The sequence below is a fragment of the Mesorhizobium sp. L103C105A0 genome, from assembly GCF_000502215.1.
GTDB lineage: Bacteria > Pseudomonadota > Alphaproteobacteria > Rhizobiales > Rhizobiaceae > Mesorhizobium.
This window is the reverse complement of record NZ_AYXF01000002.1, coordinates 223,951-237,629: the sequence shown is the minus strand read 5'-3', so window position 1 is coordinate 237,629 and position 13,679 is coordinate 223,951. Positions and strand designations below refer to the sequence as shown.

Annotated in this window: 14 protein-coding genes and 1 tRNA gene; 7 read left to right on the top strand and 8 right to left on the bottom strand. The window is 61.3% G+C overall.

The window, feature by feature from the left end:
- Nucleotides 1–377: 377 nt before the first annotated feature.
- Nucleotides 378–521: a DUF1127 domain-containing protein gene (locus X727_RS1000000166115; protein WP_023667673.1), complete on the bottom strand. Its 144-nt coding sequence runs from the start codon at nucleotides 519–521 to the stop codon at nucleotides 378–380.
- Nucleotides 522–572: 51 nt separating this feature from the next.
- The gene (locus X727_RS1000000166110) at nucleotides 573–713 is read right to left on the bottom strand and encodes a DUF1127 domain-containing protein (protein ID WP_006335194.1); all 141 of its coding nucleotides are present in this window, start codon (nucleotides 711–713) and stop codon (nucleotides 573–575) included.
- Between the two features lie 235 nt (nucleotides 714–948).
- Here X727_RS1000000166110 and X727_RS158480 point away from each other — a divergent pair, with 235 nt between their 5' ends.
- The 3 genes from X727_RS158480 to X727_RS158490 all read left to right on the top strand — a co-directional run bounded on the left by X727_RS158480 (nucleotide 949) and on the right by X727_RS158490 (nucleotide 4,163).
- Nucleotides 949–2,061: a DUF2157 domain-containing protein gene (locus tag X727_RS158480; RefSeq protein WP_023833785.1), complete on the top strand. Its 1,113-nt coding sequence runs from the start codon at nucleotides 949–951 to the stop codon at nucleotides 2,059–2,061.
- Nucleotides 2,058–2,639 (top strand): GDYXXLXY domain-containing protein, encoded by a 582-nt coding sequence (locus tag X727_RS158485; RefSeq protein WP_023697610.1) that lies wholly within the window; start codon nucleotides 2,058–2,060, stop codon nucleotides 2,637–2,639. Before X727_RS158480 ends, X727_RS158485 begins: the two co-directional genes overlap by 4 nt.
- Nucleotides 2,640–2,714: 75 nt before the next feature.
- Nucleotides 2,715–4,163 carry an aromatic amino acid lyase gene (locus X727_RS158490; RefSeq protein ID WP_023833784.1) on the top strand — a complete coding sequence of 483 codons (1,449 nt, stop codon included), beginning with the start codon at nucleotides 2,715–2,717 and terminating at the stop codon, nucleotides 4,161–4,163.
- 101 nt (nucleotides 4,164–4,264) lie between these two features.
- Here X727_RS158490 and X727_RS158495 read toward each other — a convergent pair.
- A tRNA-Leu gene (locus tag X727_RS158495) sits at nucleotides 4,265–4,349 on the bottom strand.
- A gap of 352 nt (nucleotides 4,350–4,701) precedes the next feature.
- On the opposite strand from X727_RS158495, the gene tig reads away from it, so the two are divergent.
- The 4 genes from tig to X727_RS158515 all read left to right on the top strand — a co-directional run bounded on the left by tig (nucleotide 4,702) and on the right by X727_RS158515 (nucleotide 8,902).
- Nucleotides 4,702–6,177: a trigger factor gene (gene tig, locus X727_RS158500; RefSeq protein ID WP_023697608.1), complete on the top strand. Its 1,476-nt coding sequence runs from the start codon at nucleotides 4,702–4,704 to the stop codon at nucleotides 6,175–6,177.
- 260 nt (nucleotides 6,178–6,437) lie between these two features.
- A complete protein-coding gene (locus tag X727_RS158505) occupies nucleotides 6,438–6,818 on the top strand; it encodes a cytochrome c family protein (protein WP_023667668.1) in 381 nt (126 codons plus the stop codon).
- A gap of 150 nt (nucleotides 6,819–6,968) precedes the next feature.
- On the top strand, nucleotides 6,969–7,901 hold the full coding sequence (locus tag X727_RS158510) for a heme o synthase (RefSeq protein WP_023833783.1): 933 nt from the start codon (nucleotides 6,969–6,971) through the stop codon (nucleotides 7,899–7,901).
- Nucleotides 7,902–8,080: 179 nt separating this feature from the next.
- Nucleotides 8,081–8,902: a DUF2189 domain-containing protein gene (locus X727_RS158515; protein ID WP_023691119.1), complete on the top strand. Its 822-nt coding sequence runs from the start codon at nucleotides 8,081–8,083 to the stop codon at nucleotides 8,900–8,902.
- Nucleotides 8,903–8,965: 63 nt separating this feature from the next.
- Here X727_RS158515 and X727_RS158520 read toward each other — a convergent pair whose 3' ends face one another.
- From X727_RS158520 to X727_RS158540, 5 genes are read right to left on the bottom strand one after another with little or no spacing between them, the layout of a single operon-like run.
- Complete coding sequence (locus X727_RS158520; protein WP_023833782.1) at nucleotides 8,966–9,364, bottom strand: cytochrome C oxidase subunit IV family protein; 399 nt, start codon at nucleotides 9,362–9,364, stop codon at nucleotides 8,966–8,968.
- A gap of 9 nt (nucleotides 9,365–9,373) precedes the next feature.
- Entirely contained in the window at nucleotides 9,374–10,096 is a 723-nt protein-coding gene (locus X727_RS158525; RefSeq protein ID WP_023667664.1) for a heme-copper oxidase subunit III family protein, read from the bottom strand.
- Nucleotides 10,097–10,109: 13 nt separating this feature from the next.
- Nucleotides 10,110–10,814 (bottom strand): cytochrome c oxidase subunit 3, encoded by a 705-nt coding sequence (locus X727_RS158530; RefSeq protein WP_023833781.1) that lies wholly within the window; start codon nucleotides 10,812–10,814, stop codon nucleotides 10,110–10,112.
- A complete protein-coding gene (gene ctaD, locus X727_RS158535; protein WP_023681631.1) occupies nucleotides 10,811–12,580 on the bottom strand; it encodes a cytochrome c oxidase subunit I in 1,770 nt (589 codons plus the stop codon). The genes X727_RS158530 and ctaD overlap by 4 nt, the downstream gene beginning before the upstream one ends.
- A 22-nt stretch (nucleotides 12,581–12,602) precedes the next feature.
- A complete protein-coding gene (locus X727_RS158540) occupies nucleotides 12,603–13,487 on the bottom strand; it encodes a cytochrome c oxidase subunit II (RefSeq protein ID WP_023833780.1) in 885 nt (294 codons plus the stop codon).
- Nucleotides 13,488–13,679 lie beyond the last annotated feature (192 nt).

Here is a 13,679-nt window from a genome sequence, read left to right as displayed (position 1 = left end):
CGGCGTAAAGCGCCTCGATCGACTGCATGCGCAATTGAAAAGCCTGCCCAAAAACAACAACACCCGCCGCGGGAGGAGGTGCGGCGGGTGTCGTTTTTGGGGCCGATCCTCGGGAGGAGGTGGGGATCGGCCGTATTCGTCATCGCCGGGGAGGAGGTCGGCTTTGACGAAATTCTTTTCGCCGGATCGAGGGAGGCGAAATCCCTGGAAGGCGAACTGCGTTCACTTTGGAGACGAACTGCGTTCGGTTTGGAAACAGCGCCCGCCGCGGGAGGAGGTGCGGCGGGCGCCGTTTTGGTGGTCAACCCTCGGGAGGAGGTGAAGGCTGACCGTATCCGTCAGGGTCGGGGAGGAGGTCGACCCTGGCGAAATTCTGGCTAGATCGTCGCCCTGCGGGCGATGATCTTGATCTCGTCACGGACGATGCCGAGATCATGGAGCTGACGGTTCGAAAGGCGACCCAGCTCGGTAACGGTGTCGCGGTAAACGCGCCAGTTACGATAGTTGCGGATCAGGTTCATTGTCGTTCTCTTTTTCAAAACTGGTTCGGACCATTTGCGATCCGAAGAGGATTAGACCGCCTTGCGGGCGACGTAGTGGATGTCGCTGCGGCTGATGCCGAGGTCGGTCAGTTCACGGTTCGAAAGGCGGCTCAGCTCGGAGACGGTGTCCCGGTAGCGGCGCCAGTTGCGGTAGTTGCGGATCAGGTTCATGGTAGTGCTCGTTTCGTCTTTCTTCGGATCGTTCCGTTTGTGTACGAACAGTAAATAGGCTGGGTAATATCGATTTAAAAGTGCTGTTGGCGCATGGCAGCAATGCAAATTGTGCAATGCAACATTAACGCGCGTTCACGGCTTCGTCATGAAGAAACCCGAATCGGAAAATGACGTTGCGTCAACGATTTGGGCGGATCGGCTGTCAGAAAGACCAAGCTGGGGGAGAAGCGGCATGGCGAGTTATTCGTCACGGGCGAGGGCCGATATCGGGCGGTGGCTGCAGGCCGGCCTGATCGATGCCAAGACGGCCGATGCGCTTAAGCGCGACATCGACGCAAACGAGCGCAAATCGCTGAGCTTCGGCACTATATTGGCCATGATGGCAGCGCTGCTGTTCGGCGCCGCGATCCTGCTCTTCGTCGCCGCCAACTGGGACGCGATCCCGCGGCTGGTGCGGGTCGCGGCGCTGTTTGCCGTCATTCTCGCCGGCTATGTCGGCGGCGCGGTGTTGAAGATGCGCGACCATGCGGCGATCGGCGAGGCGCTGTGGATCGTGGCCGCCGCGGCCTTCGGCGGATCGATCGCGCTGATCGGCCAGATGTACCATCTCACGGGTGACGAAGCCTCGGCCATCGTCACCTGGGGCATCGGCACGGCATTAGCCGCGGTGGCGTTGCGCTCGAACCCGCTGACGGTCGCTGCCGTCGGCATATCCGTTGCCTGGCTGTTCGTGCGCGCGTTCGACTTTTATGACCGCCCCGTATTTCCGGATTTCTTCGTTATCATGGCGCCGGTGCTTTTTGTCGTCTCGTTGTGGACGCGCAGCCAGCCGGCACGCCACCTGATCATTGTCTCGGTCATTTTCTATATTGCGGTGCGCGGCCTGGACCAGAACACGCTCGCCCTGGCTATTCCTCTCGTCGTGGTGTCGGCGCTGCTGTTTGCGGTTTCGATCTTCGCCGCCGGGCCGGCCGACCGGATCTTGCAGCTCGGCGGGCGGTTGCCTTTGCACGCCTTGATCGGCTTTCTCACCGGGCTGGCGATGATGCAGATCGAACTGGGCGATGACAACGCCTTCAGCAACGGCTTTGCCATTGCGTCGGTCATCGCACTGGCCGGCATTGCCGCGGCGATCATGCTGGGCGGGCGCGAGAGCAGGGGGCTGCGCTGGGTTGCCTATGCCGGCTTTGCCTTCGAACTTGCCATTATCTATGTCGTGACCTTGCAGACGATGCTCGGCACGGCCGGCTTCTTCCTGGCTGCCGCAGTGCTGTTCGGCATCCTGGCTCTCGTCATCATCCGTGTGGAAAAACGCATGAAGGCCCCGGAAGGAGCGGCAGCATGATGTCGGGAAAGAAACTTGTCATCTCGGCGCTGGTCCTGGCGCTCGTCCAGATCGGCTTCCTGAGCTGGATCATCGCCGGCCGCGCGGCGATCCTGCGCAACGGCAAGGAGGTCTTGCTGAAAGTCGAGCCGGTCGATCCGCGCGATCTGCTGCGCGGCGACTATATTATCCTCGGCTATGAAATATCGCGCTTGCCGGTGAAGCTGATCGCCAACATCCCGGCCGGCCAGCTCGTGAGCGAGAACACGCCGATCGTGGTCCGGCTGAAGCCGGGTGCCGACGGCTATTGGCATGCGACCACGGCCTGGTTCGGCAAGGCTCCGACGCCGGCGACCGCCGACGAAGCCGATATTGTCGGCCAGGTCGCGCCGGGCTGGACGCTTGATCCTGAATCCACGATCGCACCGCAATACGGCATCGACCGCTTCTACCTACCTGAGGGCCAGGGCATGGCGATCCAGAACGACATGCGGGTGCGGCCATTCGGCGTGCGCATCGCGCTCGCCGCCAGTGGCCAGGCACAGATCAAGGCGCTGATGGACGGCGACAAGACATTGTTTGAGGAACCGCTCTACTAGAAGACATTACCCAGGGCATGGATTTCGGCAACGATCGATCGCTTCGCCCTCATGCAAACCAGACGGGCGAAGACAATGCCGATTACGGTGACGACGCGCGAAGATATCAATCTCGATGCCGTTTTGCGCGTCGCCTGGAGAAACGACACGGTCGAAATCGGCGACAAGGCCTTGCAACGCATTGCCGAATGCCGCGCCTCGTTCCTGAAACTCATTGAGTCCGATCCGCCGCCGGTCATCTACGGCGTCACCACCGCGATGGGCGAGCTGGCAAGCCGCAAGCTCGAACTTGACGAGCGCGACCGCCATGCGCGCATCAAGGCTTTTGCCGCCGCCACATCGTTCGGTGAGCCATTGCCTGAGCGCGTCGTAAGGGCGATCGTGTTGGCGCAGCTGACCAACTTTATCGAAGGCAATGCCGCGACCACGCCGCGCATCGCACGGGCGGTCGCGGCGATGCTCGACGGCGGCCCGATGCCGGTGGTGCCGTCGCAATGGCAGGGTGGCGCCGGCGAGATCCTGGCGCTCTATCCGCTGGTTGCTGCGCTTACCGCCAGCCTTGAGCTTGAGGTGAAGGAGCGCGGTTCGCTGATCAACGGCTCGCCCTGCGCGGCGGCACTGGTGGCGGACGCAGCACTTGCCGCACGCCGTCGCCTCGCCATGGCGCACAAGGTGTTTGCGCTGTCGATCGAAGCCTTTCGTGCGCCGCTCGAGCATTATGATGCCGCGCTCGACGGGCTGTGGGGCGACGCGCACGAAGCGGCCGCCTTGCAAGGGTTGCGGCAATACCTGGTTGGCGCCGGCGACGGCCGGCGCAACTATCAGGCGCCGGTCAGCTACCGCATCGTGCCGCGCGTGCTCGGCCATGCGCATCGGGCGCTGGCGGGCGCCGAGCAGGCGGCGACCGTGTCGCTGGCCTCGATCTCGGACAATCCGGTCTATATCCCGCCCGACGATGCGCATCCGCTGGGACGCTGCATCTCCACGGGCGGCTACCACAATGCCATGGCGACACCGGCATTGGACGATCTGGCGGCGATCTGGGCCGATCTCTGCCTGCTTTGCGACCGCCACGCCTCAAAGCTGCTGAACGGCAAGGTGTCGCTGCTGCCCGATCTGTTGATGACCGGGCGGCATTGGGCCGACAGCGATGGCCATGGCAATGTCGGCTATGTCCCGATGGCGATCACCGGCTATCTCGAACAGGCCAAGCTCGCGGCGCAGCGCACCTTCATTCCGGGCACCGAATCGGCCGGCGCCGGCCAGGACGACGTCGCCACCACCGCATTCTTCGCCTGGACCAAGGAAGCGACGGCCGGCCGCTGCCTCGATGCGGCAATGGCGATGCTGGCCATGATCGCCTCGCAGGCCCTGTACGTGACTGAACGCGCCGCGCCGCCGGCATTGCAGGATTTTGTCGCGGATATCAGGAAGATCGTGCCGCCGGTCGACGCCGACCGGGTGCTGGGTCCGGAGCTGGCGAAATTGGCGGAGTGGTTTACCGGTCAAGTGTTTGAAGTGTAGGCCGTCGCCGCCAGTCCTCCTACGCCACGGCTTCGGAGGACACCCTTCGCTTTATCAAGCTCCTGGGTGGCCTGCCACCCGAAGCTCGATAGAGCGAAGGGTGGTGCGGATGAAGGGACTCGAACCCCCACGCCTTTCGGCACTGGAACCTAAATCCAGGGCGTCTACCAGTTCCGCCACATCCGCATTTGTCGGCAATCCCATGTAGCCATCATTCTGTCAATGTCGGGGCGAAAATGTCTGCCGTTGGGGCGGTCATTCGCTGCAACGCGAAGATGGTTGAAAATTGGCCTCGCCTGTGACAAAAGGCGTGTCAAATGTGACGGGACGCGCCGATCCGCTTCTGCAGAATGTGATAAGAAGTAGGAAAAACAAGAACTTATTCACATCTTGGAACGCAGTTTGGAACAATTTGAGCCGTAATTTCGGTCAAATCGCCAGGTTCCGTACCAAAAGCCATTCCCGGCAAGATTGTACCGGCAGGCTGTGAACGGCAAGACGCCGTGGCAGCCTCTTTGGTGAAGATAAAGGTTTTACGATGCAGGTCACCGAAACGCTCAACTCCGGTCTCAAGCGCGAGATCAAGATCACCGTGCCGGCCGGTGATATGGAAGCCAAGCTGATGGCGCGGCTGTCCGACGCCAGGAACAAGGTCCGCATCAACGGCTTCCGTCCCGGCAAGGTGCCTGTGCAGCATTTGCGCAAGGTCTACGGCAAGTCGTTCATGGCCGAAGTGGTCAACGAAATCCTCAACGATTCGACCCGTTCGATCATCACGGGGCGCGGCGAAAAGGCCGCCATGCAGCCTGAAGTGATCATGACGGAAGACGAGAAAGAGGCCGAGAAGATCCTGGCCGGCGGCGCCGACTTCGAATTCCGCCTCAACTACGAGGTCATCCCGGCGATCGAGATCAAGGATTTCTCCGACATCAAGGTGACGCGCCAGGTATTCGAAGTGCCGGACAGCGAGATCGACGAGCAGGTCCAGCGCGTTGCCGAATCGGCGCGCAGCTTCGAGCCGAAGACCGGCAAGGCCGCCGAAGGCGACCGCGTTTTGATCGACTATCTCGGCAAGATCGACGGCGAGGCCTTTTCCGGCGGCGCCGGCACCGACCAGCCGCTGGTTCTGGGTTCCAAGGAATTCATCCCGGGCTTCGAGGACCAGCTGATCGGCGCCAAGGCCGGCGACGAGAAGCAGGTCACGGTCACTTTCCCGGAAAACTACCAGGCAGCGCATCTGGCCGGCAAGGAAGCCACCTTCGACGTCACCGTCAAGGAAGTGTCCAAGCCCGGCGCGCTGGAAATCAACGACGAGATGGCCAAGAACCTCGGCCTGGAATCGCTGGAGCGCCTGCGCGACGTGGTGCGCGGCCAGATCGAGAACCAGTTCGGTTCGATGACCCGCCAGAAGGTCAAGCGCCAGCTGCTCGACCAGCTTGACGCGGCCTATTCGTTCGAGGCGCCGTCGAAGCTCGTCGATGCCGAGTTCAACAACATCTGGACCCAGGTCAACCGCGATCTCGAAGCCGCCGGCCGTACCTTCGCCGACGAGGAGACGACGGAAGAAGAGGCACGCGCCGAATATCTGCGGCTTGCCGAGCGCCGCGTGCGTCTCGGCCTGGTTTTGGCCGAGATCGGCGAGAAGGCCGGCGTCACCGTTTCCGACGAGGAACTGCAGCGCGGCCTGTTCGAGCAGGTGCGCCGCTACCCGGCCAACCAGCAGCAGGAAGCCTTCGAGTTCTATCGCAGCAATCCGGAAGCCCTGAACACGCTGCGCGCGCCGATGTTCGAGGAGAAGGTCGTCGACCATCTGCTCAGCCAGATCTCGGTCACCGACGTCAAGGTCAGCAAGGAAGAGCTGATGGCTGACGACGAAGAGGGCGATACCGCCAAGGCCAAGCCGGCGAAGAAGGCCGCTGCCAAGAAGGCCGACAAGGCTGAAAAGGCCGACGACGCGGAAGAGCCGAAGAAGAAGGCAGCCCCGAAGAAGAAGGCCGCCAAGGACGCCGAATAAGCGCCTGACGACAAGATCAGAAAAGGCCGCCCTCGAGGCGGCCTTTTTCGTTGTGGCGGATGTGCCTTGAGCCACCGCAGCCCACCTGAACCTTTGTACGGTCGACCTGTTCTACCTACCGGCCAGATTCTGTGGTACACAAGTGCCGCAATTCCATCTGGGGAGGAGCGGAGAATCTATTCTGCCGTGCAGGGCGCATGCTGGTGCTACCGGCATGTGCAGACCGTCTCAGGCAAATTTGACGATCAGGGAGGAATGCCATGCGCTTGGTTGCGTTTTTCGCCGTCGTTTCCGTTGCAACTTTCATCGCCAATCCATCGCGGGCACAGGACGCCGCGGCGGGCGAGAAGGTCTTCACCAAATGCAAGGTCTGCCACGTCGCAGACCAAGACACCAACAAGATAGGCCCTTCGTTGCATGGCGTTATCGGCCGGACGGCCGGCACGCATCCGGATTTTAAATATTCCGAAGCCATGATCGCGGCCGGCACATCCGGCGTCAAATGGGATGAGCCGACACTGACGACGTATCTTCACGACCCCAAGGCAATGGTCAAAGGGACGAAGATGGCGTTTCCCGGCCTCAAGAAGGACGAGGACGTCGCCAACGTCATCGCCTATCTGAAGCAATTTTCCCCGTAACCTGGCTCTTCGGCCGGCCAGAGCGTTTCACCGTTTCACGGAAACGGCGATCCGCTCGATCTCTTTGTTCTTACGCAATTCCGGGCGGAACCCCATACACTTTCCTGGAATTGCTCTAGGCTGCCCGGTTTCCATCGATGGTCGTCTCAAATGTCGGTCAAGGAAAGCCTCAAGGATACCGGCGTCCGCCTCTCGGACGCGACGGCCAGTGATTTCTTTGCGCTCTTGAAGCCTCGGGTCATGGCCCTTGCCGTGTTTACCGCCTTCGTCGGTCTGATGGTGGCGCCCGGCGCGATGAACCCGGTCATCGCCGTGATCGCCATAGGTGCGATTGCGGTTGGAGCGGGAGCGGCCGGCGCGCTCAACATGTGGTACGACGCCGACATCGACGCGCTGATGTCGCGCACGTCAAAGCGGCCGGTTCCGTCGGGCCGCGTCACGGCGGGCGAAGCCCTCGGCTTCGGCCTGGTGCTTTCCGCACTTTCGGTCATGACGCTCGGCGTGCTGGTGGGCTGGCTTGCCGCGTCACTGCTGGCCTTCACCATCTTTTTCTACGTCGTCATCTATACGATGTGGCTGAAGCGCTCGACGCCGCAGAACATCGTCATCGGCGGCGCGGCGGGTGCGCTTCCTCCGATGATCGGCTGGGCAGCGGCCACCGGCGCCATCGGCATTGAAAGCCTGATCCTGTTCCTGATCATTTTCCTGTGGACGCCGCCGCATTTCTGGGCGCTCGCACTGTTCAAGGCCGGCGACTATGCCGCTGCCGGCATCCCGATGATGCCGAACGTGGCCGGCCAGGCCTCGACCAGAAGGCAGATCTTCGCCTATTCACTGCTCCTGGCACCAATCGGCGTGCTGCCCTGGGCGTTCGGATTCACGAGCGGGGTCTATGGGATTGTTTCGGCTGCATTGGGCTCGGGTTTCATCTGGCATGCCTGGAACGCCCTGGTCGTCCTCGACAAGGAGATGAAGCCGGCCAAGGCGCTGTTTGCCTATTCGATCTTCTATCTTTTCGCGATCTTTGCCGTGCTGCTTGCCGATACCATCGCGATACGCGCGTTCATGTCAGCCGGAGGGTGACGGCATGACGCTGTGTTCGGAAACCTCGCCTTCCGGGAGCCTTTTGTAAGAACGGGCGACAAGCTCCAGTCAATGGAGTATATTGATTGCGGTGCAGGTCGCGGTTCGCGTGGCCAGTCATGCAGAACGGCAGCACCGTGAAACCGCGACCTTGCCGGACCTGGTCTGGAGGAACGGGCATGACAAGTTTTCACGTGATTGCAGGCGCCAGCGAAACGCTGGAACACACCAAAATCCGAAAAATCAGTGTTTCCGATCTTTTCGATGCGCTCAAGCGCGGTGTTGACGATTTTATGGTCAAACCGTCGCACATCGTCTTTCTCTGCCTGATCTATCCGCTTGTCGGCGTGGTGCTCGCTGCCTGGACTTCGGGTGCCAATGCGTTGCCGATGTTGTTTCCGCTGGTGTCCGGCTTTGCGCTTATCGGTCCATTCGCGGCGATCGGCCTTTACGAGATCAGCCGCAGACGAGAAGCCGGGCTCGACACCTCCTGGACGCACGCGTTCGAGGTCAGGAATTCTCCGGCCCTGCCAGCCATCGCCGCAGTCGGGATCATGCTGGTTGCAATCTTCATCGCCTGGCTTTTGGCGGCGCAGGTGTTCTACGAATATCTCTTCGGCCCGGCTCCGCCTGCATCGATTTCGGGCTTCATCAATGAAATATTTGCCACCGGACGCGGCTGGTCTCTGATTGTCCTGGGGCACGCCATCGGCTTCGTCTTCGCCGCGGTGGTGTTGTGCACGACGGTTGTCGCCTTCCCATTGCTGCTCGACCGCGACGTCGGCGCCTACGAAGCCATCCACACGTCGGTGCGAGCGGTGCTGGCGAACCCGATCCCCATGGCTGTCTGGGGACTGATTGTCGCCGTCGCCCTGATCATAGGCTCGCTGCCGGTGTTTGCCGGGCTGGCGGTCGTGCTGCCGATCCTGGGTCACGCCACCTGGCATGTCTACCGCAAGGTTGTAGAGCCGCCATCGTCCCCGACGCGGGTAGGCCTCTGACCCTGCAGATCAGCTGATGGGAAGCTTCATCTCCGGTCTTTGACCGGAGATGAAGACTGTGCGTCAGGGCCCCGGTCCGAAGAAGGACAACCGGGTGAGAAGCGTGTAGTCCGCTTCGAAGAGCATCATCGCCACGAACACCAATATCAGAAGCGGCGGCAGGATGATCGCATAGGTCAGGGCCAGCCGCTCCCAGGCCATGTGCATGAACACGGCGACGATCAGCCCGGCCTTGAGGATCATGAAGATCAGGATCAGAGACCATCTGAGATAGCCGTGGATGCCGAGATAATCGACCATGTAGGAGCAGGCGCTGAGGATGAACAGCCATACCCAGACCACCAGATAGAGCTTGATCGGATGTTCCTGATGAACCTCCGCGACGCCGGTCGATGGCCCTTCATGCGCATGATCAGAGTGCAGCGCGTGTTGCCCGAGGCCGTTTGCGGTTGCTTCAGCCATGTCAGCCTCTCACCAAAGATAGAAGAATGCGAAAATGAACACCCAGACCAGGTCGACGAAATGCCAGTAGAGCCCCATGATTTCGACGTTCTCGTAGCGACCCCTGCGGCTGGTGAAGAAGCCGGGACGACCGACGTCGTAGTCTCCACGCCAGACCTTTCGCGCCACGATGATGAGGAAGATCACCCCGATCGTCACATGCGTGCCGTGGAAGCCGGTGATCATGAAGAAAGTCGAGCCGAATTGTGCCGCGCCCCAGGGATTGCCCCACGGCCGTACCCCTTCGGTGATCAACTTGGTCCATTCGAAGGCTTGCATGCCGACGAAGGTGGCTCCTAGCGCTGCCGTCAGAAGCATGAGGATTGCGGTTTTGCGGCGGTCGCGGCGATAGCCGAAATTGACCGCCATGGCCATCGTTCCGCTGCTCGATATCAGCACGAAGGTCATGATGGCAATCAGGATCAGTGGAATGTCCGAACCGCCGATGCGAAGCGCAAAGACCTCGCTCGGATTGGGCCACGGCACACGTGTGGAGACGCGCGCGGTCATGTAGGAGAGCAGGAAGCAGCCGAAGATGAAGGTGTCGCTGAGCAGGAAGATCCACATCATGGCCTTGCCCCAGGACACGTTCTTGAACGCGCGCTGATCCGAGGACCAGTCGGCGGCGATGCCTTGCCAGCCTGCGGGCCGCGTCTCCGTTTGGCCGGTATGCGTCAGTGTCGTTTCTGCCATGCTCCTCGACCTCCTAGGTCAGCAACTGCCGGCAAATATCGATGAACGTCGCGGCCCAGCCGGCTAAAAGAGCGAAGATGGCGAGCCAGACGAAAAGCAGGAAATGCCAGTACATGGCGCATAATTCGACGCTGAGGCGAAGCCGTTCCGGCCGTGCCCCGTTCCAGGCGCCGGCGGTTGTCCTGCCCAGGCCCACCAGCCCTCCCACTATATGCAGGCCGTGCATCCCGGTTATCAGATAGAAAAAACTGTTGGCCGGATTGGAGGCCAGAAAATAGCCATCGGCGGTCAGGTCCCGCCATGCCATGAACTGCCCGATGAGGAAGGCGATCGCGGTGAGCCCAGCCGCGACAAGGCCGAGCCTGACCGTGTCCATCTGGCGCTTGCGCGCCGCGATCGAGGCGCATTGCAGCGCAACGCTGCTCAGCACCAGCATGCCGGTGTTGAGCCAGAGCAGGCGTGGGATGGGCAGCGGCTGCCAGTCCGACAGCGCCATACGCATGAAGTAGGCGCTGGTGAACAGCGCAAACAGGCAGCCGACCACGGCGAGGAAGACACCGAGGCCAATCTTGGCGGTCGGCAGGCTCGATCGGTCGAAGGCGACAAAATCTCCTGCCACACCTTGCTCGAGCCATGGTTTCGCCATCAGCCGCTGATGCGAGAGCCACCAGCCGGCAAAGCCGGCGATCACGAGAAGGAAGACCAGGATGACGCTCATGCCGGCTCCCTGGAGGGGCCGAACGTGCCCGGCATGTTTTGCGGAATGAAGTCCTCCTTGGCGCCCGGCACGCTGTAGTCATAGGCCCAGCGATAGACAATCGGCAGATCCTTGCCGAAATTGCCATGAGCCGGTGGCGTCTGCGGCGTTTGCCATTCGAGTGTCGTGGCTCGCCATGGATTGCCACCGGCCTCGCGCCCATGGCGGATGCTCCAGATAAGATTGAACAGGAAAACGATCTGGGCGAAGCCGACGATAAACGCCATGATGCTGATGAACGAGTTCAGGTGATGCGCCGACTCCGTCATGACCGTCACGTCGGTCAGTTCGGCATAGCGCCGCGGCACGCCCATCAGGCCGATGTAATGCATGGGAAAGAAGATCAGGTAGGCGCCGAGAAATGTGACCCAGAAATGGAACCGGCCGAGCGTCTCGTTCAGCATCCGGCCGGTGACCTTCGGGTACCAGTGGTAGATCGCGCCGAAGATGACGACGATCGGAGCAACACCCATGACCATATGGAAGTGAGCGACGACGAACATCGTGTCCGACAGCGGGACGTCGACGACGACGTTGCCGAGAAACAGCCCGGTCAACCCGCCATTGACGAAGGTGACGATGAAAGCCATGGCAAACAGCATCGGTATGGTGAGATGGATGTCGCCCCGCCACAGCGTCAGCACCCAATTGTAGACCTTGATCGCCGTCGGGATGGCGATGATCAGTGTCGTGGTGGCGAAGAAGAAGCCGAAATAGGGGTGCATGCCGCTGACATACATGTGGTGCGCCCAGACCACGAAGCTCAGCGCGCCGATGCCAACGATGGCCCAGACCATCATCCGGTAGCCAAAAATGTTCTTGCGCGCATGCGTGCTGATCAGATCGGAGACGATGCCGAAGGCCGGCAGCGCCACGATGTAGACTTCCGGGTGGCCGAAGAACCAGAACAGATGCTGGAACAGGATCGGGCTGCCGCCATTGTGCTGTAGCTGTTCCCCCATCTCGACGACCGCGGGCATGAAAAAGGAGGTTCCAAGCGCGCGGTCAAGCAGCATCATCACGCAGGCGACGAACAGCGCCGGAAAGGCGAGCAGCGCCATGACGGTGGCGGTGAAGATGCCCCAGACGGTCAGCGGCAGGCGCATCATCGTCATGCCGCGCGTGCGGGCCTGCAGCACCGTCACGACATAGTTCAGACCGCCCATGGTGAAGCCGATGATGAACAGGATCAGCGAGACGAGCATCAGGATGATGCCCCATTCCTGGCCGCCAGGTGTACCGGTCATGATGGCTTGCGGCGGATAGAGCGTCCACCCGGCGCCGGTCGGTCCGCCGGGCGCAAAGAAGCTCGACACCAGCACCAGCACGGCAAGGAGGTAGATCCAGTAGCTCAGCATGTTGACATAGGGAAAGACCATGTCGCGGGCGCCGACCATCAGCGGGATCAGGTAGTTGCCGAAGCCGCCGAGGAAGAGTGCCGTGAGCAGGTAGATCACCATGATCATGCCGTGCATGGTGATGAACTGGTAGTAGGCCTCGGGGGTGATGAAATCGAACGTGCCGGGGAAGCCGAGCTGCAGCCGCATCAGCCAGGACAGCACCAGCGCGACCAGGCCGATGGCCGTTGCGGTCGCCGAATACTGGATGGCGATGACCTTGGCGTCCTGCGAGAACACATACTTCGTCCACCAGCTGTGCGGATGGTAAAGCTCCATTTCCGCGACTTCGGCGGGCGGGACGGCATCTGCAGGCGTGATATCGACCATAGGCGGAGCACCTCCGTGCCCTTCAGCGGGACCCGACAGTTTCGAGTTTTGCCGCAACTTCTAGAGCTGACGCCGTCGCGTTGCCCGGCGCCTGTTCCACCGAGCCCGTCTGCTGCGGCGCCGACAACTGCGCGAACGTCTGCTGCTGGTCGAGCCAGGCCACATAGTCCTGCTCGGTATCGACCATGACGATGCCATGCATCATCGGATGCCCCTGGCCGCACAGTTCGGCGCACAGAACCTGGAAGGTCCCGGTCTTGGTGGGGGTGAACCAGAAATAGGTGACCGAGCCCGGTATCATGTCCATCTTGGCGCGGAATTCCGGAACGTAGAAATCGTGCAACACATCGATCGAGCGCAGCAGCATCTTGACCGGCTTGCCGACCGGCAGATGCAGGTCGGCCGCTTCGACCACGACGTCGTCCTGGCCGCTGGGATCCTTGGCGATCACGCCCAGCGGATTTTCAGCGGTGACGTCGCGGGTGTCGGATGTGCCGAGTTTGCCGTCCTTGCCGGGCAAGCGGAAGCTCCACTGCCATTGCTGGCCGACGACTTCGACCACGGTTGCGTCGCTTGGAACGTTGACGAACCGGCTCCAGACAAACAGGCCGGGAACCAGCATGGCGGTAACACCCACTCCGGTGACGATCGTCAGCCACCATTCGAGCCGCTTGTTCTCCGGTTCGTAGGCCGCCTGGTTGCCTTCGTGGTGACGGAAGCGGAAAACGCAATAGGCCATGAATAGGACGACTGCGGCGAAGACGACGCCGGTAATCCAAAAGGTGATGATGATGGTGTTGTCGATATAGTCCCAATTCGAGGCAATCGGAGTCCACCACCATGGGCTCAGGAAGTGGAACAACACCGAGCCCACGACGATCAAAACGAGTACAACCACTATGGGCATGTCCCGTTCCTCCCGGTATTTCAGGGGGCGCGAAGCCGTCCCGGGAAAATACCAAGTGCATCATGCGTGATTTGCGATCGAAATTCTAGAGCCGGTTGTGGAAGGAGCGAAAAATTGCTTCTGCGGCGCCCGGACCTTGCTTCGTTGGTGACGCCGGAGCGACACCTGACCCCCCAAATCAGGGAGGGCAGG

Bases quoted from the DNA above. Each gene is read 5' to 3' on its own strand.
- X727_RS1000000166115 (WP_023667673.1), bottom strand. From the start codon at position 521: ATGAACCTGATCCGCAACTATCGTAACTGGCGCGTTTACCGCGACACC.
- X727_RS1000000166110 (WP_006335194.1), bottom strand. From the start codon at position 713: ATGAACCTGATCCGCAACTACCGCAACTGGCGCCGCTACCGGGACACC.
- X727_RS158480 (WP_023833785.1), top strand. From the start codon at position 949: ATGGCGAGTTATTCGTCACGGGCGAGGGCCGATATCGGGCGGTGGCTG.
- X727_RS158485 (WP_023697610.1), top strand. From the start codon at position 2,058: ATGATGTCGGGAAAGAAACTTGTCATCTCGGCGCTGGTCCTGGCGCTC.
- X727_RS158490 (WP_023833784.1), top strand. From the start codon at position 2,715: ATGCCGATTACGGTGACGACGCGCGAAGATATCAATCTCGATGCCGTT.
- tig (WP_023697608.1), top strand. From the start codon at position 4,702: ATGCAGGTCACCGAAACGCTCAACTCCGGTCTCAAGCGCGAGATCAAG.
- X727_RS158505 (WP_023667668.1), top strand. From the start codon at position 6,438: ATGCGCTTGGTTGCGTTTTTCGCCGTCGTTTCCGTTGCAACTTTCATC.
- X727_RS158510 (WP_023833783.1), top strand. From the start codon at position 6,969: ATGTCGGTCAAGGAAAGCCTCAAGGATACCGGCGTCCGCCTCTCGGAC.
- X727_RS158515 (WP_023691119.1), top strand. From the start codon at position 8,081: ATGACAAGTTTTCACGTGATTGCAGGCGCCAGCGAAACGCTGGAACAC.
- X727_RS158520 (WP_023833782.1), bottom strand. From the start codon at position 9,364: ATGGCTGAAGCAACCGCAAACGGCCTCGGGCAACACGCGCTGCACTCT.
- X727_RS158525 (WP_023667664.1), bottom strand. From the start codon at position 10,096: ATGGCAGAAACGACACTGACGCATACCGGCCAAACGGAGACGCGGCCC.
- X727_RS158530 (WP_023833781.1), bottom strand. From the start codon at position 10,814: ATGAGCGTCATCCTGGTCTTCCTTCTCGTGATCGCCGGCTTTGCCGGC.
- ctaD (WP_023681631.1), bottom strand. From the start codon at position 12,580: ATGGTCGATATCACGCCTGCAGATGCCGTCCCGCCCGCCGAAGTCGCG.
- X727_RS158540 (WP_023833780.1), bottom strand. From the start codon at position 13,487: ATGCCCATAGTGGTTGTACTCGTTTTGATCGTCGTGGGCTCGGTGTTG.